Raw genomic sequence first — 19,220 nt, 5'->3', positions numbered from 1 at the left:
TCCCCGATGATCGGGGGTGACGTGTGATGGACTACGTCATGTTGGGCGTGGGGCTGCTCCTGACCGTGGGAACCGGCCTGTTCGTGGCCAGCGAGTTCGCACTCGTCAACCTCGATCGCGCCGACCTCGAAGCGCGCCGCGCGGCCGGTGAGAGCCGACTCTCTCTCACGATCAACGCGCTCCGGATCACGTCGACGCACCTCTCGAGCGCGCAGCTCGGCATCACGCTGACCACGCTCCTCACCGGTTACACGATGGAACCGGCGCTGTCGAACCTGCTGGATCCGGTGTTCCGCGTCTGGGGTCTTCCCGAAGCGGCATCCCGCCCCATCTCGACCGTGATCGCCATGGCGACCGCCACGATCTTCTCGATGATCATCGGCGAGCTCGTGCCCAAGAACTTCGCGCTCGCGGTTCCCCGCCAGACGGCGAAGCTCGTCATGGGGTTCCAGACCGTCTTCACGACCGTCTTCAAGCCCGCGATCCAGCTGCTCAACGGCAGCGCGAACGCGGTGCTGCGGGCCATGGGCGTCGAGCCCAAGGAGGAGCTCTCCGGCGCGCGCACGGCTGAGGAGCTCTCAAGCCTCGTCCGGCGCTCGGCGAGCGCGGGCGTCCTCGAGAAGGACACCGCGTCGCTGCTCGATCGCACGCTGACCTTCTCGCGCCTGACGACGGCCGACGTCATGACCCCGCGGCCGAGCGTCCACGCCGTCGCCGCGGACGACAGCGTCGAAGAGGTCGTCCAGCTCGCCCGGCGCACCGGCCACAGCCGGTTCCCCGTCTACGGCGAGTCGATGGACGACATCACGGGCATCGTCCACTTGAAGCAGGCCGTCTCGGTGCCGCGCGAGCGACGCGCCGACGTGCCGGCCGCCGCGATCGCGGAGGAGCCGCTGCGCGTCCCCGAAGCGGTGCACCTCGACGGGCTGATGTCGGAGCTGCGCTCCCGCGGCTACCAGATGGCGATCGTCGTCGACGAGTACGGCGGCACCGCCGGCGTCGTCACCCTCGAGGACCTCGTCGAGGAGATCGTCGGGGAGGTGCTCGACGAGCACGATCGCAACCGTGCGGGCGTCGTCCGCGGCAAGGGGTCCATCATCTTCCCCGGTGACCTCCGGCCCGACGAGGTGCTCGACCGCACCGGCATCCGCGTCCCCGAGGGGGACGTCTACGACACGGTCGGCGGCTTCATCATGGCCACACTGGAACGCATCCCCGCCGTGGGCGACCAGATCACCCTCGACGACGGGACCATCACCGTGCAGCGGATGGACGGCCGCCGAGTCGACCGCGTGAAGTTCGTGCCCGCTCCCGTGCCGGTCGGCGCTGAGACGGAGAGGGGTGAGCGGCGATGAACGACTGGGCTGGAATCGCGTGGCTCGCCGTCCTCCTCGTGGCGAACGCCTTCTTCGTCGGCGCGGAGTTCGCCGTCATCTCGGCGCGACGATCGCAGATCGAGCCACTGGCCGAGAAGGGGTCGCGGTCGGCCAAGACCGCGCTCTGGGCGATGGAGCACGCCACGCTCATGCTGGCGACGTGTCAGCTCGGCATCACCATCTGCTCGCTGCTCATCCTGAACGTCTCGGAGCCGGCGATCCACCACCTGCTGGCGGTGCCGTTGGAAGCCATCGGCCTGCCGTACGCGGTCGTCGACGTCACGGGCTTCGTCATCGCGCTGCTGCTGGTGTCGTACCTGCACGTCGTGTTCGGCGAGATGGTCCCCAAGAACCTCGCGTTCTCGCTGCCGGATCGCGCCGTGCTCCTGCTCGCACCCCCGCTCGTGTTCGTCTCGCGGGTCTTCCACCCGATCATCGTGGCGCTCAACTGGATCGCGAACCACATCGTGCGGCTGTTCCGCGTCGAGCCGAAGGACGAGGCCGCCTCGACGTTCACGCTCGACGAGGTCGCGACGATCGTCAACCAGTCCCGCATCGAGGGCGTGCTCGACGATGCGTCGGGCGCGGTTGCGATGGCGGTCGAGTTCACCGACAAGAAGGCGAAGGATGTCGCGGTTCCGCTCTCGGAGCTCGTGACCCTGCCCGAGAACACCACGCCCGACGAGATCGAACGGGCCGTCGCCCGGCACGGGTTCTCGCGGTACGTGATCGTCGACGACGAGGGGATGCCGCTCGGTTACGTCCACCTGAAGGACGTGCTGCGCGCGGCCGAGGGGGACGACTCCGAGAACACCGTCGCGCAGCCGATCAAACCCAAGCGGATCCACCACATGATCCCGATCGGCGAGACCACCGACCTCGAGGACGCGCTCGCGCTCATGCGTCGCTCGAGTCGGCACCTCGCTCAGGTCCGCGACACGGCGGGGGAGACGACCGCGGTGCTGTTCCTCGAGGACATCATCGAGGAGCTCGTCGGCGAAGTGCACGACGCGACGCGCCGCCTCTGACCAGGCTCAGCGCCGGCGGGCGCGGAGGTACTGCGGCGGCCAGAGCGTCGCAGCCTCCGCGTCGCCGAGGTCGTCCGCGGCCTGCAGGGCGAAGTTCGGGTTCCGCAGCCAGCCGCGGCCGATCATGACCGCATCGGCGAGGCCGTCCTGGAGGACGGCCTCGGCCTGCGGGCCATCGAGGATCTCGCCGACCGCCGTCACGAGGAGCCCGGTCCGTTCGCGGACGGTCGCCGCGAACGGGACCTGGTACCCCGGTCCCGTCGTGATCTTCTGGTGCGCGACCAGTCCGCCCGTCGAGATGTCGATGACGCTCGCGCCGCGCTCGCCGACCCAGCCGGCGACCGTCGCGGTCTCGTCGACGCCCCAGCCGCCGTCGGCCCAATCGGTCGCCGAGAAGCGCACCGCGAGGGTGCGGCGGGGCGCGGCATCCCGGACCGCGTCGACGACGCGCAGGAGGAGGCGGGCGCGGTTCTCCAGCGACCCGCCGTACTCGTCGGTGCGCTCGTTCGACAGCGGCGAGAGGAACTGGTGCAGCAGGTAGCCGTGCGCCGCGTGCACCTCGAGCAGGTCGAAACCGGCCTCGTCCGCGCGGCGGGCGGCGTCGCCGAACGCGACCACGAGGGCGTCGATGCCGCTCGCGTCGAGGGCGACCGGCTCGGCGTAGCCGTCGAACGCGACGGCGGAGGGGGCGACGGTCGTCCAGCCGCCGTCGGCGGGGGCGACGCTGCCGCGGGCGTCGTCGAACGGACGGTGCGTCGAGGCCTTCCGCCCCGCGTGCGCGAGCTGCACGCCCGCGAGGGCACCGCGGGAGTGGATCGCCGCGACGATGGGGGCCCAGGCATCCCGCTGCGCGTCGTTCCACAGCCCGGTGTCGGACGGGGTGATCCGTCCCTCCGGTACGACGGCCGTCGCCTCGGCGATGACCACCCCGGCGCCGCCGTTGGCGAACTGCGCGAGGTGCACGTGGTGCCAGTCGTTCGGCACGCCCTCGACGGCGGAGTACTGGCACATGGGCGAGACCCAGAGGCGGTTGCGGGCGGTCGTACCGGACAGCTCGAGCGGGCGGAAGAGGAGGGTCATGAGCGGACTCCGTCGCATAGGGTGGGCGCCATGACGGCGCAGGGGTGGAACGGTGCGGATACGGCAGCGGTCCTCACCGAGCCAACGGCCGACGACGACAAGTATTCCCGCGGTGTGGTCGGGATGCGGACCGGATCGGCCGCGTTCCCGGGAGCTGCGGTGCTCGGCGTCGAGGCCGCCTGGCGCACCGGCGTCGGCATGGTGCGCTACCTCGGGCCCGAGCGCGCAGCCGATCACGTCCTGGCCCGTCGGCCCGAGACCGTGACGGCGGACGGCCGCGTGCAGGCGTGGGTCGTCGGGTCCGGGACGGATGCCGCGCACCGCTCCGCGCGCGAACGTGCGGCGCTCCGGGGCATCCTCTCCGGCGAGGCACCGGTCGTCGTGGATGCGGGAGCCCTGGACCTGGCCGCCGGAGCATCGGCGCCCGTCGTGGCGACGCCGCACGGACGCGAGCACGCCCGGCTGCGGCAGATGCTGGCACTCGACCCAGAGGTCGACGACCCTGCGGAGACGTCCGCCGCGCTCGGCGGTGTCGTCGTCCGGAAGGGGGCGACCACCGTCGTCGCCGCACCCGGGATCGCGCCGATCGAGATCACCGCGCCGACCTCGTGGCTGGCGACCGCCGGGACGGGCGACGTCCTCGCGGGAACCGTCGGCGCCGTGCTCGCCGGTGTCATCGGGCACGGGACGTCGCCGGCCGACCTCGGCGCACTGCAGCGGGCCGCGGCATCCGCCGTCTGGTTGCACGGGCACGCGGCCGCGCTCGCCGTCGCAGCGCACGGCGGCGGACCGATCGTCGCGCTCGACGTCGCCGAGCACCTGCCGCACGCCGTCGCGGCGGCTCTCGCGGGGTGACACCGGCGCGTCGCCCTAGGCTGGAGGGCGTGACGAACCGCGTGCTGCTCTGGGCCGCGTTCGCCCTCGTCCACCTCTTCGTCGGCGCTCTCGGCTTCCTGCTGCCGAACGAGCCCATGGGCGATGTCTACCGGGTCTACGAACCCTGGTCGCGCGCCGTCTTCTCGGGCGGCGGGATCGTCGGTGTCACGCAGGACTGGGTCTATCCGCACCTCGCGCTCCTGCCGATGCTCCTCGCACACCTGCCCGGAGCGCTCGTCGGGAGCTACACCGTCGGGTGGGCGATCCTCGTGACAGCCGTCGACGGGGTCGCCTTCGCCGTGCTGATCGGCGCCGGACGCTCGCGCGGTCGTCTCACGGCCGCGGTCTTCTGGCTCGCCGCGATCGTCGCCCTCGGGCCCGTCGGGATGTACCGGATCGACGGCGTGTCGGTTCCGCTCGCGATCCTCGGATGCCTGTGGCTGCTGCGCCGGCCGGGTATCGCCGGAGCGCTGCTCGCCGCAGCGACCTGGATCAAGATCTGGCCGGCGGCGCTCATCGGGGCGGCCGTCGTCGCCGTGCGTCGACGGAGCGTCATCATCGGGGCCGGCGCCCTCGTCAGTGCGCTCATCCTGGGGATCGTCGTCGCCGCGGGCGGTGCCGACCACGCGCTCGGCTTCGTCAGCGGGCAGACCGGGCGAGGGCTCCAGGTCGAGGCGCCGGTGAGCGCCGTGTACCTGTGGGGCGCGCTGCTCGGAGCCGACGGGTGGACGGTCTACTACGACCAGGGGATCCTCACCTTCCAGGTCACCGGGCCGCTCCTGAGCGTCGTGTCGGCGCTCATGACCCCGGCTCTCGTGCTGGCCGCCGCCGGGGTCCTCACCATCGGCGTCGTGAAGGTCCGGAGGAACGTCCCGTTCGTGCGGCTCTTCCCCGCCCTGGGGCTGGCGCTCACGACCGTCCTCATCGTCGTCAACAAGGTCGGCTCGCCGCAGTTCCAGACGTGGCTGTTCGCGATCGTCGTCTTCGGGCTCGTGGTGGACCGTCGCCGGTGGATGGCACCCGGCATCCTCGTCCTCGTGTCCGCCGCGCTGACGCAGCTCGTCTATCCCGTGCTCTACAACGGCATCGTCTCGCCCGAGATCGTCGCCGTGAGTGTGCTGACCCTCCGGAACCTCGCACTGGTCGTGCTGATGGTGTGGATGGTCGTGCGCCTGTGTCGTCTCCCCGTCCGCTCCATCCCCTGATCCGGAGGTCCCCATGATCGTCGCCTTCTCCGTCGCCCCGTCCGGGAACGGCAACCCGGACGGTTCCGTCCACGACGCGGTCGCGGCCGCCGTCGCCGTCGTCCGCGCCTCGGGCCTGCCGCATCGGACCACGAGCATGTTCACCGAGATCGAAGGGGAGTGGGACGAGGTGATGGCCGTCGTCAAGGGCGCCGTCGACGCCGTGCAGCCGTTCGGCTCCCGCGTCTCGCTCGTCCTGAAAGCCGACATCCGCCCCGGCTACACGGGGGAGATCGACGGCAAGATCGAGCGGCTCGAGTCCGCGCTCGAATCGATTCGTCCCCAGGAGGGGAGCGGGACTACGATCCCGGAGTGACGTCCGCTCCCACCCGCCTCCGCCGTGCGCTGCTGGCGCTCGCCATCGGCAGCTTCGCCATCGGGATGACGGAGTTCGTCGTCATGGGGCTCCTCCCCGAGATCGCACGCGAACTGCTGCCCACGGCGTGGGCCGCATCGCAGGAGGATGCCATCGCCCAGGCGGGCTGGCTGATCACGCTCTACGCGCTGGGTGTCGTGATCGGCGCCCCGACCATCGCGGCATCCGTCGCGAAATACCCGCGACACCGGGTCATGATCCTCCTCGCCGGTGCGCTGACGCTCTGCAATGCGCTGACGCTGATCCTGCCGACGTTCGAGCTGGTCGCGGCATCCCGTCTGCTGGCCGGTCTTCCGCACGGCGCCTACTTCGGGATCGGCGCCCTCGTCGCCGCCGACGTCATGGGGCCGGGCAACCGTGCCAAGGGCGTCGCCTTCGTCCTTATGGGACTGACGGTCGCCAACGTCGTCGGTGTACCGCTCGGCACGTTCCTCGGCCAGAACCTCGGCTGGCGCTGGGCGTTCGTCATGGTCGTCGTCATCTTCGCTGCGGCGACGGTCGCGATCGCCCTCACCGTGCCGCACCGAGCCGGTGAGCCGTCGCGGACGCTGCGCGCGGAGCTCAAGGTGTTCCGCATCCCGCAGGTCTGGTTCGCGCTCGGGATCGGCGCGATCGGTTTCGGCGGCTTCTTCGCCGTCTACACGTACGTCTCGCCGCTCGTGACCGAGGCGGCAGGCGCGCCCGCCTGGCTCGTTCCGATCGTGCTCGTCGTGCTGGGACTCGGGATGACCGCCGGGAACCTCGTCGGCGGTCATCTCGCCGACGTCAACCTCGTCCGATCGATGCTCGGGCTCCTCGGCCTCCTCGTGGTCACGCAGCTCCTGCTGGCACTGACGTCGGGCTGGATCGTGACCGTGATCGTCTTCGTCTTCGCGGTGGCATTCGCGTCGTCGGCCGTGAGCCCCACCGTGCAGACACGGCTCATGGACGTCGCCGGCGACAACCAGTCGATCGCCGCCGCCCTCAACCACTCCGCGTTCAACACGGGCAACGCCGTCGGCGCCGCCCTCGGCGGTGCGGTCATCGCCGCAGGGCTCGGCTACACCGCCCCCGTCTGGGTCGGCCTGCTGCTCGCCCTGGGCGGACTCGTGATCGGGATCGTCAGCGTCACGGTCGAGCGCCGCACCGCGGCGCGAACGCCGGCCGTTCGCTGACACGCTCCGGGGGAGGGCGCAACCCCGTCCGTCGCGCGCACCGCGAGTCGATAGCGTCGAGGCATGTCCCGCAACTCGCGTGTGTTCGCCTGCACCCCTGACGACGTCTTCGCCGTCCTCGCCGACGGGTGGCTCTTCCCCTCGTGGGTCGTCGGCGCGTCGCGGATGCGCGAGGTCGCCGAGACCTGGCCTCGGGTGGGTTCGCACCTGCACCACTCGTTCGGTGTGTGGCCGGTCCTCATCGACGACGAGACCGAGGTGCTGGCCTACGACCCGCCGCGTCACATCCTCCTCCGCGCGAAGGGGTGGCCGATGGGCGAGGCGCAGGTCGACATCCAGGTGAGGCCGCACCCGGACGGTGCTGTCGTGCGAATCCAGGAGGAGGCCGTCGCCGGACCCGGAAGCCTCATCCCGACGGCGCTCCTCGACGTCGCTCTGCAGCTGCGGAACGCCGAGACCCTGCACCGCCTCGCCTACCTCGCCGAGGGGCGTGCCGCGCGACCGACCGATGAGACCACCGCCGAGGACGAGGGCGTCGGCGAGTGAGCGACCTCGACGCGATCATCGTCGGGGCGGGCCCGAATGGGCTCGCCGCCGCAGTCACGCTGGCCCGTGCCGGCCTCGCCGTGCGCGTGTACGAGAAGGGCGGCACCATCGGCGGCGGCGCGCGGACGATGGAGATGACGCTCCCCGGGTACCGGCACGACGTCTGCTCGGCGGTGCACCCGCTCGCGTTCGAGAGTCGGTTCTTCCGCGAGTTCGGGCTGCGGCAGCGGGTGGACTTCGCCGTCCCGGATGCCTCGTTCGCGCAGCCGCTCGACGGCGGACGCGCGGCGATCGCCTACCGCGACCTCGACCGCACAGCCGCCACGCTGGGCCGCGACGGCGACGCGTACGCCCGCCTGATGCGTCCGCTCGTGGACCATGCGTCCGGTGTCGCGGACTTCACGGGCCACGCGCTCATCCGCGTGCCCGCCGATCCCGTCGCGGCCGTGTGGTTCGGCCTGCGGACCCTGGAGCAGGGGAGCGGAGCGTGGAACGCCCGGTTCCGGGAGGATGCCGCACCCGCCCTGCTCACGGGCGTCGCCGCGCACACGATCCTCGCCCTGCCGAGTCTCGCCGCCGCCGGCGCGGGTCTCGCGCTCTCGACCTACGGTCACGCGCGAGGCTGGCCGATCCCGATCGGCGGCAGCCAGAGCATCGTCGACGCGATGGCCGACGACCTGCGCGCGCACGGCGGTGAAATCGTCATCGACCACGAGGTCGGGTCGCTGCGGGAGCTCCCCGCCGCCCGGGCGGTGCTCCTCGACGTCGTCCCGCGCGACTTCCTGCGGATCGCGGGCGACGACGTGCCCAGCGGGTACCGGGGCGCTCTCGAGCGTTTCCGCTACGGCGGGGCGGTCGCGAAGGTCGACTTCGCCCTGTCGGGACCGGTCCCGTGGGCGAACGAGGGGGTCCGCTCGGCGGGCACGGTGCACGTCGGCGGCACGCGCGCCGAGATGGCGGCATCCGAGAACCTCATCTCGCGCGGCGGACTGCCGGATGCGCCCTACGTCCTGGTGGCCCAGCCGTCGGGGTTCGACCCGTCCCGCGCGCCGGCGGGCGCTCACGTGCTCTGGACGTACACGCACGTGCCGTCCGGCAGCACCGCCGACCGCGCCGAGGCCGTCATCCGGCAGATCGAGCGGTTCGCCCCGGGCTTCCGCGACCTGATCGTCGGGGTGAACTCCCGGAACGCCGTCGAGGTCGAGGCCGAGAATCCGAACTACCCCGGCGGCGACATCGCGGCGGGAGCGCCCGCGCTGTGGCAGCTGCTGAAGCGGCCGGTCGTGTCGCCGGATCCATGGCGCACCCCTCTCGACGGGGTCTACCTGTGCTCGGCGTCGACGAGTCCCGGTCCGGGCGTGCACGGCCTCGCCGGCTGGCACGCGGCGCGGTCGGCGCTCCGCCACACGTTCGGCACGCGGATCTCGCCCGACCTGTCGCCGAGGTAGCGGGCGTCAGCTCTCGAGCAGGCGTCGCAGGTGGCGTCCGACGGGTTCGGTCTCGATGAGGAACCCGTCGTGACCGAAATCGCTCGCGAGGACGACCGTGTCGTCGTCGATGGTGGTCCGGATGCCGCGGCTGATCCGGTGCTGCCCTTCGACCGGGAACAGCCGGTCGCTGTCGACCCCGAGGACGAGGGTGCGCGCCGTCACGCGGGCGAGGGCGTCCTCGACGCCACCGCGGTCACGGCCGACGTCGTGCGAGTTCATCGCCTCGACGAGGGTGAGGTAGGAGTTGGCGTCGAACCGCCGCGTGAAGCGGTTGCCGTGGAAGTCGAGGTAGCTCTCGACGGCGTACCGTCCACCCTCGCCGAAGGGGCTCTTGTCGGACTGCCATGACCGCTGGAACCGCTGGTTGAGTTCGGTGGGCGTGCGGTAGTTCAACAGCGCCATGCGCCGCGCGAGCGACAGGCCACGGTGGGGTCCGTCGCCGTCGGGGGCGTCGTAGTAGGAGCCGCCGGCGAAGCGCGGGTCCATCTGGATCGCCGCGAGCTGCACGGAGTTCAGCGCGACCTGATCAGCGGTCGTCGTCGGCGGCGAGCACAGCACGCCCAGGCGCTCGACCCGTTGCGGGTGCGTCACGGCCCACTCGAGGGCGTGCATGCCGCCCATCGAGCCTCCGATCACTCCGGCCCAGACGTCGATGCCGAGAGCGTCCGCGAGCATGACCTGCGCGGCGACCTGGTCGCGGATCGTGAGGAACGGGAACCGGGACGCCCACTCGTAGCCGTCCGGGGCGATGCTCGCGGGGCCGGTCGAGCCCTGGCATCCGCCCAGCATGTTCGGTGCGACGACGAACCAGCGGTCGGTGTCGATCGGGGCGCCGGGGCCCACGATGTCGCCCCACCAGCCGTCCGTCGCGTGACCGGGGACGGCGTCGCCGCGGACGTGGCTGTCGCCGGTCAGGGCGTGCAGGATCAGCACCGCGTTGTCACGGGCGGGCGAGAGCTCGCCCCATGTCTCGTAGGCGAGGCGGATGCCGGGCAGGCTCGCTCCGCTCTCGGTGGCGAACGCGCCGAACTGCGCGAACCTCCGCTCGCCGACCGGGTCGCCGTCGCGCCAGGCGCCGGTCGCCGGCGGGCGCCCGAGCAGCAGCCGGGCGTCGGCCTCGGTCACCGGAGCCGAGGGCACCGTGTCCTCCGAGGTCTGCCAATCCATACCTCTATTGTCCCGGGCGAGGGTGAGGGCCAGCGCAGTGTTACGGGAGTGTGTGGCCCCGGGCGTGGGACGCGGTGCGTGCGCGCTCGGCACCGTCGAAAGTTTCCACCGAAAGGTGGGCGCGGGGTCTTTCGAACCCTCGCTAGCGTCGGGGGAATCGCCATTCGGCGACCGGATCGCTCCCCGCGAAAGAGACCTCGATGACACGTTCCTGGCGCAACGCCGCTTCCTTCACGCTGGTCACAGCGCTCCTTGCGTCGAGTGTCGTGGCAGCGCCCAATATCGCTTCGGCGGACGACGACGTCGACTCGGCTTCGCTGGCCGTCGCTGCAGAATCGCTGGCGAACCTGGATGACTCGCTGCTGCTCGAAGCAGCCGAGGGATCCGGTCCGGGGGAGGTGCAGACCAGCCACGGCGACGTCGGTGTTCCGTCGAGGTTGGTCGATGGGGTGTCGATACATCATCCCGGGCGGTCGCCGCTGACGATCGATCTTCCCGAGGCGCATGCGGCGGGCGAGGCCGTCCTCCTCCCGGAAGGTGCGGTGACCTACCCGGGGGAGTCCGTGACCAATACCGTGATCGTCGGCGATGCGGGTGTGCAGATGCTGACGACGATCGCCTCCGCCGACGCACCGGAGTATCTCGAATACAGGGTCGCTCTCGGGGCCGGCGAGACGATGCGATCGACTGAGGACGGCGCCGTCGTCGTCGCCGCTGACGGTACCGTCGTCGCCGTGGTCGCGAGAGCGTGGGCACTCGACGCCGAGGGCGACCCCGTGGCGACGCACTACGAGGTGGACGGTTCGACTCTCATCCAGTTCGTCGATCATCGTGCGGCGGGGGTCGCCTACCCCGTGGTGGCGGATCCGATCTGGATCGCTCCCTGGGTGTTCAAGTGCCTCCTCGGACTCGGCCTCAAGGGGCCGCAGATCACTCAGGCCTTCGCGACCGGTACGATCTGGGGCGGCCTCGGCGCCGCCGCGCTCGCTTGCGCCCTGGGGAAGTGATCACCGTGCGACATGAGGAACTGTCTCGTCGGATCGCGGAGGTGGATGCGCAGATAGCGGCCCACCCGCTGTCGAGCGAACCCGTCACGCAGGCCCACGCTGTCATCGAGGCGCATGGGAGCACGGACGACTCCGACGCGATCTCGCGCGAACTGGCTTCTCGAGGGCTCCCGAGTCTCGTCGAGCTCGGCCGCATCCAGGCCCGCAGCTCGTTCAGCTGGTGGCGGCTCCACCGCAAGCGGCGGGCGCTCCTTCGTCGCGCGGACCGCTAGGCGACGCGCGCGCGGCGTACCGAAGAGACGATCGAGGCCAGCACGACGTCCGGCTGACGCAGCAACGAGCGGGACGCGGCATCCTCGATCAGACGCTCCATGAGTAGCTGGGTCCGCGAGACGATGGGGTGCCAGTAGCCGCCGGGATGGTGTCGGTCCAGCTCCAGGCGCACGGACTCGTCTCTTGTCGTGAGCACCGCCGTGCCGGGTTTCAGGTCGAGCTCCGGATCGGTCTGGGTGATCATGACCAGGAGCGAACTCCACGCGCCCGCGAACGCTCCGGGGAAGGGGAAGCGGGTGGTCTGCAGGTCCAGGGTGGCGCCGCGGAGCTCGGCCCAGCCGATGTCCCGCGTCACGGTGACGCCGTCTCGGTGGCTGACGGTGTGTGCGCCGAGCACCAGGTGACGCCGACCGGGGTCGCCGATCGCGAGCCCGTCGGGCACAGCGTGAAGAGGTCCGTAGCGTTTCATGGTCGTGTCTCGAGCGTATCGGCCCGGACGCACGACACCCCGCCGGGCCGGGGCCGGGCGGGGTGTCGGTCTCCTGAGGAGGGGAGGTCAGGCGCGGGCGGCCTCGGAGTGACGGCGCGCGACGGCGAGGGCTTGCTCGAGGTCGGCCTTCAGGTCCTCGATGTTCTCGAGGCCCACCGACAGCCGGACGAGGCCCGGGGTGACACCCGAGGTGAGCTGCTGCTCCGGGGTCAGCTGCGAGTGGGTGGTGGATGCCGGGTGGATCACGAGCGAGCGCACGTCGCCGATGTTCGCCAGGTGGCTGAACAGGGTCAGGGCGTTGACGAACTCGCGGCCGGCGGAGACGCCGCCCTTGAGCTCGAACGACAGGACTGCGCCCACGCCCTTCGGGGCGTAGCGGTTCGCCGCGGCGTACCAGGGCGAGGTGGGCAGGCCCGAGTAGTTCACCGAGGCGACGTCGGAGTGGTTCTCGAGCCACTCGGCGATCTCCTGCGCGTTCTGCACGTGGCGCTCGATGCGCAGCGACAGCGTCTCGACGCCCTGGATGAGGTTCCACGCGCTCTGCGGCGAGATGGCGGAGCCGAGATCGCGCAGCAGCTGGACACGGGCCTTGATGATGTACGCGAGGCCGTCACCGACGGCATCCGTGTACACCGCCCCGTGGTACGACTCGTCCGGCGTCGTCAGGCCGGGGAATCGGTCCGAGTGCTGGGACCAGGGGAACGAGCCGCCGTCGATGATGACGCCGCCGATCGTCGTGCCGTGACCGCCGAGGAACTTCGTGACCGAGTGCACGACGATGTCGGCACCGTGCTCGAAGGGGCGGATGAGGTACGGCGTCGCGATCGTGTTGTCGACGATGAGCGGCACGCCGGCGGCGTGGGCGACGTCGGCGACGGTGCGGACGTCGAGCACGTTGATCTGCGGGTTGCCGATCGTCTCGGCGAAGAACAGCTTCGTGTTCGGGCGGACGGCGCGGCGCCACTCCTCGGCGTCGTCCTGGTTTTCGACGAACGTCGTCTCGATGCCGAGCTTGGCGAGCGTGTACTTGAAGAGGTTGTACGTGCCGCCGTAGATCGAGCTCGACGAGACGATGTGGTCGCCGGCCTGCGCGATGTTGAGGACCGCGAAGGTCGAGGCGGCCTGGCCGCTCGCGAGGACGAGGGCGCCGGTGCCGCCCTCGAGGCCCGCGAGGCGCTGCTCGAGGACGTCCTGCGTCGGGTTCTGGATGCGCGTGTAGATGTTGCCGAACTCGGCCAGGGCGAACAGGTTCGCGGCGTGGTCGGCGTTGTCGAAGACGTACGACGTCGTCTGGTAGATCGGCGTGGCGCGGGCCTTGGTCACCGGGTCCGGAGCGGCGCCGGTGTGGATCTGCTTGGTCTCGAAGCGCCAGTTCTCGGGTGCGGACATGACATGGCTCCCTGCGTGTGTGGTCGGGTGGTGGTCTGCGACGGATGCCGCGGGCCCGACACCGACGTTACGAGTCGCGCCCGACGGGGACAACGGAACGGGACACGCGGCGTAACGTGACGCGGTCCGCGGGCCCCCGCGGAGTCACTAGCGTTGAGCGCATGGCGAATCGACGTGCAGTGGTGACCGGTGCGAGCTCGGGGATCGGCGAGGCGGCCGTCCGCGCGCTGAGGGCGGCGGGGTGGGACGTCGTGGGCGTCGCGCGTCGAGCGGCCCGACTGGAGGCCCTCGATGCCGAGATCGGATCGCAGTCCTACGCGGCCGACCTGACGAGCGAAGCGGATGTCGCGGCGCTCGCCGCGCACCTGGAGGACACCGGCCCGGTCCACGCGCTCGTCCACATCGCCGGCGGCGCGCGAGGCACGCAGCGCGTCGAGAACGGCGACCCCGACGACTGGCGCTGGATGTTCGAGGTCAATGTGCTCTCGGCTCAGCTCGTGACCGCCGCCCTCCTCCCGCTTCTGCGCCGCGCGGCGGAGGTCGACGGCCACGCCGACACCGTCTACGTCACCTCGACCGCCGCGCAGACCGCCTACCCGGGGGGTGCCGGGTACAACGCGGCGAAGGCGGGCGAGGCGATGCTCGTGCACGCCCTGCGGCTCGAACTGAACGGCGAGCCCATCCGCGTCGTCGAGGTCGCTCCCGGCATGGTGCAGACCGAGGAGTTCTCGCTCAATCGTCTCGGCGGCGACCGGTCCGCGGCCGAGAAGGTCTACGACGGCGTCGACCAGCCGCTGACCGCCGGCGACGTGGCGGGCGTCATCGCCTACGCGCTGAACGCGCCGGGCCACGTGAACCTCGACCTCGTCACGATGCGACCGGTCGCGCAGTCCGCGCAGCACCTGCTCGCGCGCGGTCCGCTCCGGCCCCGCACGATCGAGGGCTGAGCGCGCTCACGCCTCCGGCGGGGCGTCGGCGAAGGCGACCTTCGGGACGAGGAGCAGCAGGAGCGCGGCGAGGAATCCTCCCGCGGCGCAGATGGCCCACACCGTGAGGTAGCCGCCCAGCGAGCTCGCCGTCTGCCCCGCGACGGCGCCCGCGCCGGCCGCGAGGACGACGCCGAAGACGGCGGAGGAGAACGCGCCGCCGATCGTCTTCGTGGTGTTCGTCATGCCCGACGCTTCGCCCGTCTTGCCGAACGGCGCCGCCGCCGCGGCGGCAGCGGGCATCGCGCCCACGAGGGCGCCGCATCCGATGCCCGCGATCGACAGGTTCAGGAGCACCTGCCAGACCTCGAGATGGAACGGCAGGAACAGCGCGTAGCCGACTCCGACGAGGACGGCTGCGGCGATGAGCGCGAGACGCGGACTGACCCGCCGCGACGTCACCGCGAACAGGACCGCGCCCACGATCAGGGACACGAGGTAGAGGCCGATCACGTACGAGCGCTCGGTGGCGTCGAGCCCGAGGCCGTAGCCGAGCGACGAATCGGTGCCGGCGTAGGTCGACAGCGGCCCCTGCGCACCGAGCAGGCTGATGCCGATGAGGAACGCCGTCGCCTGCACGGGCCACATGTCGGGGCGCGCGAGCACCCGCATGTCGACGACGGGATGCCGGTGGCGCAGCTCGTGGCGGACGAACCAGACGAGCACGCCGACGCCGAGCACGAACAGCGCCGCGACCCCCGCCCACGTGCCCGCGCCGAGGCCGAGCTCGCCGATGAGCCGCATCCAGGCGAGGGCGCCGGTCACCAGCAGCAGTCCCCAGGCGAGGAGGATCACTCCCACGGTGTCGAGGCGGCGCTCGCCGCTGGGGGTCGATTCGGGCACCCACAGCCAGATGACGATCACGACGAGCGAGACGGCGATGGCGGGGACCATGAGGGTGAGCCCGAGGTCGCCCGTCGCCGCGTAGATGCGTCCCGCGGCGAGGGCGCCGATGATCGCCCCCGCTTCGAGCCCGACGACGAGCAGCCCCGCAGCACGCCGGGTGAGCGAGACGCCGCGGTTCTGCTCCCGCCCGCGCTCGAAGATGAGGGCGACCTCGAGCGGCAGCCACACGACGTAGAACCCCTGCAGCGACCAGAACAGCAGGAAGGTCCAGAACGAGTCGGCGAAGACGAGGCCCCACGAGGCGAGGGCGGTGAGGACCGCGGCGACGAGCAGGATCCGTTTGTGCCCGAACATGTCGCCGAGCTTGGCGAGGATCGGGACGACGAGGGCGCTCAGCAGCAGCTGCCCGGCCTCGAACCAGTTCACGTCGGCGTCGCGGATGCCGAGCTGGACGACGATGTCGCTGAACAGGGGGACGTAGAACCCCTGCAGGATGCCGCTGACGAGCTCGACGACGATGAACCACCCGATGAGTCCCGCCGTGATGCCCAGCGTGGACGAACCCAACCGCGACGAGCGCGTGGCGGATGAGCGCAGCAACGGCGCGGAGGAGGGCGGGATCCCGGTCACGAGCGCGAGCCTAGCGCTGGAGCAGCCCGCCGTCCCGCAGGTCGTAGTCTGGGAATCCATGGACGAGGGGATGCCGGTGGCCGCCGAACGCGAGACGCTGACCTGGGATGATTTCGGCGGGGCGACCCGCGACCTGGCGCGCGGCATCGTCGCGGACGGGTTCGCTCCCGACATCGTCGTCGCGATCGCCCGCGGGGGTCTCCTCCCGGCCGGGGCCATCGCGTACGGACTCGGCGTCAAGAGCTGCGGAGCGCTGAACGTCGAGTTCTACACCGGGATCGGGACGGTCCTCGACGCGCCCGAGATCCTCCCGCCCGACCTCGACCTCAGCGCGCTGCCGGGCAAGCGCGTGCTCCTCGTGGACGACGTGGCCGACAGCGGCCGCACCCTCGCCCTCGCCGTTCAGCTCCTGAGCGACGCCGGCGCGGATGTCCGCTCGGTCTGCATCTACACGAAGCCCGGCTCCATCGCGATGCCCGACTACTCGTGGCGCGAGACCGACCGCTGGATCGATTTCCCGTGGTCGTTCCGCGGGACGGTCGTCCAGGAGGATGCGGGCCTCCCCGCTGGGGCATGAGCGGCCGCTCTCTCGATGCCCTCGCGGCCGACGGGCACATCCACCCCGAGTGGGCGGACGCCCTCGCTCCCGTCGCTGAGGACATCGCCGCGCTCGGCGACCGGCTCCGCGCGGACGAGCGCGGGTACCTGCCCGCGGGCGACCACGTCCTGCGTGCGTTCAGCCGGCCGCTCTCGGCCGTCCGCGTGCTGATCGTCGGCCAGGATCCGTACCCGACGCCGGGACACCCGATCGGGCTCTCGTTCGCCGTCGATCGCCACGTACGACCGCTGCCGCGGAGCCTCGGGAACATCTACGCCGAGTTGTCGACCGATCTCGGCATCCCTCCGGCGGCGCACGGCGACCTCTCGGCGTGGACCGACCAGGGCGTCATGCTGCTCAACCGCGTCCTGACCGTCGCACCCGGTGAGGCCGGCTCGCACCGCGGCTGGGGCTGGGAGCGTGTCACCGCCCACGCCATCTCGACGCTCGTCGCCCGGTCCGAGCCGCTCGTCGCGGTGCTCTGGGGGAAGGATGCTGCGACCCTCCTCCCGATGCTCGGCGAGACCGCGCGCGTCGAGTCGGCGCATCCGTCCCCGCTGTCGGCGCGGCGCGGCTTCTTCGGCTCGCGCCCGTTCTCGCGGGTGAACGCCCTGCTCGAGGCGCAGGGGGCTGCTCCCGTCGACTGGCGACTGCCCGACTGAGCCGTATGCTGGCGGCATGCTGGAGGACGAGTACGAGCGCGATCGCCGCCGCCTTCCCCGTCATCTCCGCCGTCGCCCCGAGCCCGAGCGCGAGTTCTCGTTCGAGTTGCGGCCCGCTGTCCGCACCGACATGGCCGACGTGCGCGAGATCTACAACCACTACGTGGCGAACTCGGTCGTGACCTTCGACGAGAAGCGGTGGACGCACAAGCAGTGGGTCGAGAAGTTCGACTACCTCGCGAAGCTCGGACTGCCCTTCCTCGTCGCGGTGTCGCCGAGCGGGCAGATCCTGGGGTACGGCCTCGTCTCACCGTGGACCGGCAAGAGCGGGTTCCGCTACACCGTCGAGAACTCGATCTACCTCGGACAGGCCGCGACGGGCAAAGGCCTCGGTCGGGCGCTGCTGGAGGGGCTCATCGCCGCGTGCGAGGAGAAGGGCATCCGCGAGATGGTCGCCGTCGTCAGCGACAAGGGCGCCGAGGCCTCCATGGCCCTGCACGAACGGCTCGGGTTCGTCGAGGTCGGACGCATGGGCAAGGTCGGGTTCAAGTTCGGGCGCTCGCTCGGCACGATCTACCTGCAGAAGCACCTGACCCCGAAGAAGAAGGACTCCCTCCTCACGCGTCTGCGTTCCCGCTGAGGTCGGCCGGCCGGACGGCCGCGCCGTCCGCCTGCACCCGGTCGATGAGCGCGCGCCACGGACCGCTGGCATCACCCACGACCGCTCGGCGATCGTCGGCGCCGTGGATGGCCGCGACCTCCCACGAGAACCGGTCGGCGCCGGGAGCGGATGCCGCAGGCTCCTCCCACGGGCACGCGTCGAGGAGCGGCATCCAGGCGTCGGCGTCGGTTCCCGCGAGCTCGACGCGCCACGCGCGACGGAGCCCGGCGAATCCACCGGTGCGGACGACGGTGATCGTCAGCGGATCAACGGGATGCGGCATCCTCCACGACTCCGACGCTCGCCCACGCGGTGCGGACGGCGACGGCCTCCTCAGAGTCCTCACCGTACTCCGACACCGCTGTCTCGGCGGTGGCGGCCGCGAACTGCGCGAAGGTCGCCGCCGTCGAGAGGGTGCCCGAAACGAGGGTGAGGTACCAGATGCGCCCGGCGCGTTCCCAGGCGTAGCCGCCGAGAGCCGTCGCGACGAGGTGGAACGCCTTGTTCGGGATGCCGGAGTTGATGTGCACGCCGCCGTTGTCGCCCGAGGTCTCGACGAAATCGCGCATGTGCGAGGGCTGCGGATCCTTGCCGAGGACGTCGTCGTCGTACGCCGTCCCGGGGGCGGCGAGGGAGCGGAGCGCCGATCCCGTGACCGCGTCGGTGAAGATCCCGGCGCCGATGAGCCAGGTCGCGGCATCCGCCGTCTGACCCTGGTGGTGCTGGTCGGCGAGCGCACCGAAGACGTCGGCGATCGACTCGTTGAGGGCGCCCGACTGTCCCGAATAGTCGAGACCGCCGGCCGACTCGATCACGCCGTGGCCCAACTCGTGCGCGATGACGCTGAGCGATCGCGTGAAGCCGGCGAACACCTCGCCGTCGCCGTCGCCGAACACCATGCGCTCGCCGTCCCAGAACGCGTTGTCGTAGGCGCGACCGTAATGGACCGTAGCGGCGAGGGAGCCGCTCCGCCCGTCGAGGCCGACCCGCTCGAAGGCGTCCCACAGGAAGGTGAAGGTCGCGCCCAGCCCGTCGTACGCTTCGTCGACCGCCGCGTCGCCGCTCGGAGCGGCGCCCTCGGCGCGCGCGGGTGTGCCGGGCAACTCCTCGCGGTTCTCCGCGTCGGAGATCAGACGATCGGAGTCGGGTGCGGCGGAGACGACGAGCGCGTCGCCGTCGACCGACAGGTCGAGGTGGGCGCGCATCGGCGCGTAGGCGCGCGGGACGGCGAGGGTGGCACGGGCCGCGGCGACGGCGTGCGGGAATCGTTCGGCCGGAGCGGCCGCGAGGCGGGCGAGCAGGTACGGCGGGACGATGGCGTGCATGCCGCCACGCTAGTCC

Annotated in this window: 21 protein-coding genes; 14 read left to right on the top strand and 7 right to left on the bottom strand. The window is 71.3% G+C overall.

What is annotated here, in order from left to right:
* Window positions 1–26 precede the first annotated feature (26 nt).
* Together BLR68_RS03705 and BLR68_RS03700 are read left to right on the top strand one after the other, a co-directional pair.
* Window positions 27–1,355 (top strand): hemolysin family protein, encoded by a 1,329-nt coding sequence (locus BLR68_RS03705; protein WP_018188694.1) that lies wholly within the window; start codon window positions 27–29, stop codon window positions 1,353–1,355.
* A complete protein-coding gene (locus tag BLR68_RS03700; RefSeq protein WP_018188693.1) occupies window positions 1,352–2,404 on the top strand; it encodes a hemolysin family protein in 1,053 nt (350 codons plus the stop codon). Before BLR68_RS03705 ends, BLR68_RS03700 begins: the two co-directional genes overlap by 4 nt.
* Before the next feature lie 6 nt (window positions 2,405–2,410).
* On the opposite strand, the gene BLR68_RS03695 is transcribed toward BLR68_RS03700, so the two are convergent.
* Entirely contained in the window at window positions 2,411–3,484 is a 1,074-nt protein-coding gene (locus BLR68_RS03695; RefSeq protein ID WP_018188692.1) for an NADH:flavin oxidoreductase/NADH oxidase, read from the bottom strand.
* 21 nt (window positions 3,485–3,505) lie between these two features.
* On the opposite strand from BLR68_RS03695, the gene BLR68_RS03690 reads away from it, so the two are divergent.
* The 6 genes from BLR68_RS03690 (at window position 3,506) to BLR68_RS03665 (ending at window position 9,128) form a co-directional block, all read left to right on the top strand.
* Entirely contained in the window at window positions 3,506–4,339 is an 834-nt protein-coding gene (locus BLR68_RS03690; RefSeq protein WP_018188691.1) for an ADP-dependent NAD(P)H-hydrate dehydratase, read from the top strand.
* Between the two features lie 29 nt (window positions 4,340–4,368).
* A complete protein-coding gene (locus BLR68_RS03685) occupies window positions 4,369–5,565 on the top strand; it encodes a glycosyltransferase 87 family protein (RefSeq protein ID WP_018188690.1) in 1,197 nt (398 codons plus the stop codon).
* Window positions 5,566–5,578: 13 nt separating this feature from the next.
* Complete coding sequence (locus BLR68_RS03680) at window positions 5,579–5,920, top strand: thiamine-binding protein (RefSeq protein ID WP_018188689.1); 342 nt, start codon at window positions 5,579–5,581, stop codon at window positions 5,918–5,920.
* Complete coding sequence (locus BLR68_RS03675; RefSeq protein ID WP_018188688.1) at window positions 5,917–7,134, top strand: MFS transporter; 1,218 nt, start codon at window positions 5,917–5,919, stop codon at window positions 7,132–7,134. Before BLR68_RS03680 ends, BLR68_RS03675 begins: the two co-directional genes overlap by 4 nt.
* 63 nt (window positions 7,135–7,197) lie before the next feature.
* Window positions 7,198–7,680, top strand: coding sequence for an SRPBCC family protein (locus BLR68_RS03670; RefSeq protein WP_018188687.1), 483 nt, complete (start codon window positions 7,198–7,200; stop codon window positions 7,678–7,680).
* Entirely contained in the window at window positions 7,677–9,128 is a 1,452-nt protein-coding gene (locus tag BLR68_RS03665) for a phytoene desaturase family protein (RefSeq protein ID WP_018188686.1), read from the top strand. The genes BLR68_RS03670 and BLR68_RS03665 overlap by 4 nt, the downstream gene beginning before the upstream one ends.
* Window positions 9,129–9,134: 6 nt before the next feature.
* Here the strand turns inward: BLR68_RS03665 and BLR68_RS03660 are convergent, their stop codons facing one another.
* Entirely contained in the window at window positions 9,135–10,337 is a 1,203-nt protein-coding gene (locus BLR68_RS03660; protein ID WP_018188685.1) for a homoserine O-acetyltransferase MetX, read from the bottom strand.
* 200 nt (window positions 10,338–10,537) lie between these two features.
* Between BLR68_RS03660 and BLR68_RS03655 the strand changes: the two genes are divergently transcribed.
* Both BLR68_RS03655 and BLR68_RS03650 read left to right on the top strand, forming a co-directional pair.
* Complete coding sequence (locus tag BLR68_RS03655) at window positions 10,538–11,344, top strand: hypothetical protein (RefSeq protein ID WP_018188684.1); 807 nt, start codon at window positions 10,538–10,540, stop codon at window positions 11,342–11,344.
* Between the two features lie 5 nt (window positions 11,345–11,349).
* Window positions 11,350–11,616: a hypothetical protein gene (locus BLR68_RS03650; RefSeq protein ID WP_256335307.1), complete on the top strand. Its 267-nt coding sequence runs from the start codon at window positions 11,350–11,352 to the stop codon at window positions 11,614–11,616.
* Here BLR68_RS03650 and BLR68_RS03645 read toward each other — a convergent pair.
* Together BLR68_RS03645 and BLR68_RS03640 are read right to left on the bottom strand one after the other, a co-directional pair.
* A complete protein-coding gene (locus BLR68_RS03645; RefSeq protein WP_256335306.1) occupies window positions 11,613–12,086 on the bottom strand; it encodes a hypothetical protein in 474 nt (157 codons plus the stop codon). The genes BLR68_RS03650 and BLR68_RS03645 overlap by 4 nt on opposite strands.
* An 87-nt stretch (window positions 12,087–12,173) precedes the next feature.
* Entirely contained in the window at window positions 12,174–13,496 is a 1,323-nt protein-coding gene (locus BLR68_RS03640; RefSeq protein WP_018188681.1) for a bifunctional o-acetylhomoserine/o-acetylserine sulfhydrylase, read from the bottom strand.
* 161 nt (window positions 13,497–13,657) lie between these two features.
* Between BLR68_RS03640 and BLR68_RS03635 the strand changes: the two genes are divergently transcribed.
* Window positions 13,658–14,443: an SDR family oxidoreductase gene (locus BLR68_RS03635; protein WP_176770668.1), complete on the top strand. Its 786-nt coding sequence runs from the start codon at window positions 13,658–13,660 to the stop codon at window positions 14,441–14,443.
* Window positions 14,444–14,449: 6 nt separating this feature from the next.
* Here BLR68_RS03635 and BLR68_RS03630 read toward each other — a convergent pair whose 3' ends face one another.
* Window positions 14,450–15,895 carry an MFS transporter gene (locus BLR68_RS03630; protein WP_018188679.1) on the bottom strand — a complete coding sequence of 482 codons (1,446 nt, stop codon included), beginning with the start codon at window positions 15,893–15,895 and terminating at the stop codon, window positions 14,450–14,452.
* A 133-nt stretch (window positions 15,896–16,028) separates the two neighbouring features.
* On the opposite strand from BLR68_RS03630, the gene BLR68_RS03625 reads away from it, so the two are divergent.
* Genes BLR68_RS03625 through BLR68_RS03615 form a run of 3 tightly spaced genes read left to right on the top strand, consistent with a single transcriptional unit; the run spans window position 16,029 to window position 17,858 of the window.
* Window positions 16,029–16,535 (top strand): phosphoribosyltransferase, encoded by a 507-nt coding sequence (locus tag BLR68_RS03625; RefSeq protein ID WP_196800915.1) that lies wholly within the window; start codon window positions 16,029–16,031, stop codon window positions 16,533–16,535.
* The gene (locus tag BLR68_RS03620) at window positions 16,532–17,218 is read left to right on the top strand and encodes a uracil-DNA glycosylase (RefSeq protein ID WP_018188677.1); all 687 of its coding nucleotides are present in this window, start codon (window positions 16,532–16,534) and stop codon (window positions 17,216–17,218) included. Before BLR68_RS03625 ends, BLR68_RS03620 begins: the two co-directional genes overlap by 4 nt.
* A gap of 16 nt (window positions 17,219–17,234) precedes the next feature.
* A complete protein-coding gene (locus BLR68_RS03615) occupies window positions 17,235–17,858 on the top strand; it encodes a GNAT family N-acetyltransferase (protein ID WP_018188676.1) in 624 nt (207 codons plus the stop codon).
* On the opposite strand, the gene BLR68_RS03610 is transcribed toward BLR68_RS03615, so the two are convergent.
* Window positions 17,836–18,162 (bottom strand): protealysin inhibitor emfourin, encoded by a 327-nt coding sequence (locus BLR68_RS03610; protein WP_018188675.1) that lies wholly within the window; start codon window positions 18,160–18,162, stop codon window positions 17,836–17,838. The genes BLR68_RS03615 and BLR68_RS03610 overlap by 23 nt on opposite strands.
* Entirely contained in the window at window positions 18,146–19,204 is a 1,059-nt protein-coding gene (locus BLR68_RS03605) for a M4 family metallopeptidase (RefSeq protein ID WP_018188674.1), read from the bottom strand. The genes BLR68_RS03610 and BLR68_RS03605 overlap by 17 nt, the downstream gene beginning before the upstream one ends.
* Window positions 19,205–19,220 lie beyond the last annotated feature (16 nt).

The sequence above is a fragment of the Microbacterium sp. 77mftsu3.1 genome, assembly GCF_900100525.1.
Classification (GTDB): domain Bacteria; phylum Actinomycetota; class Actinomycetes; order Actinomycetales; family Microbacteriaceae; genus Microbacterium; species Microbacterium aquilitoris.
The sequence above is the reverse complement of the archived record's forward strand: the minus strand, read 5'-3'. Positions and strand labels throughout refer to the sequence as shown.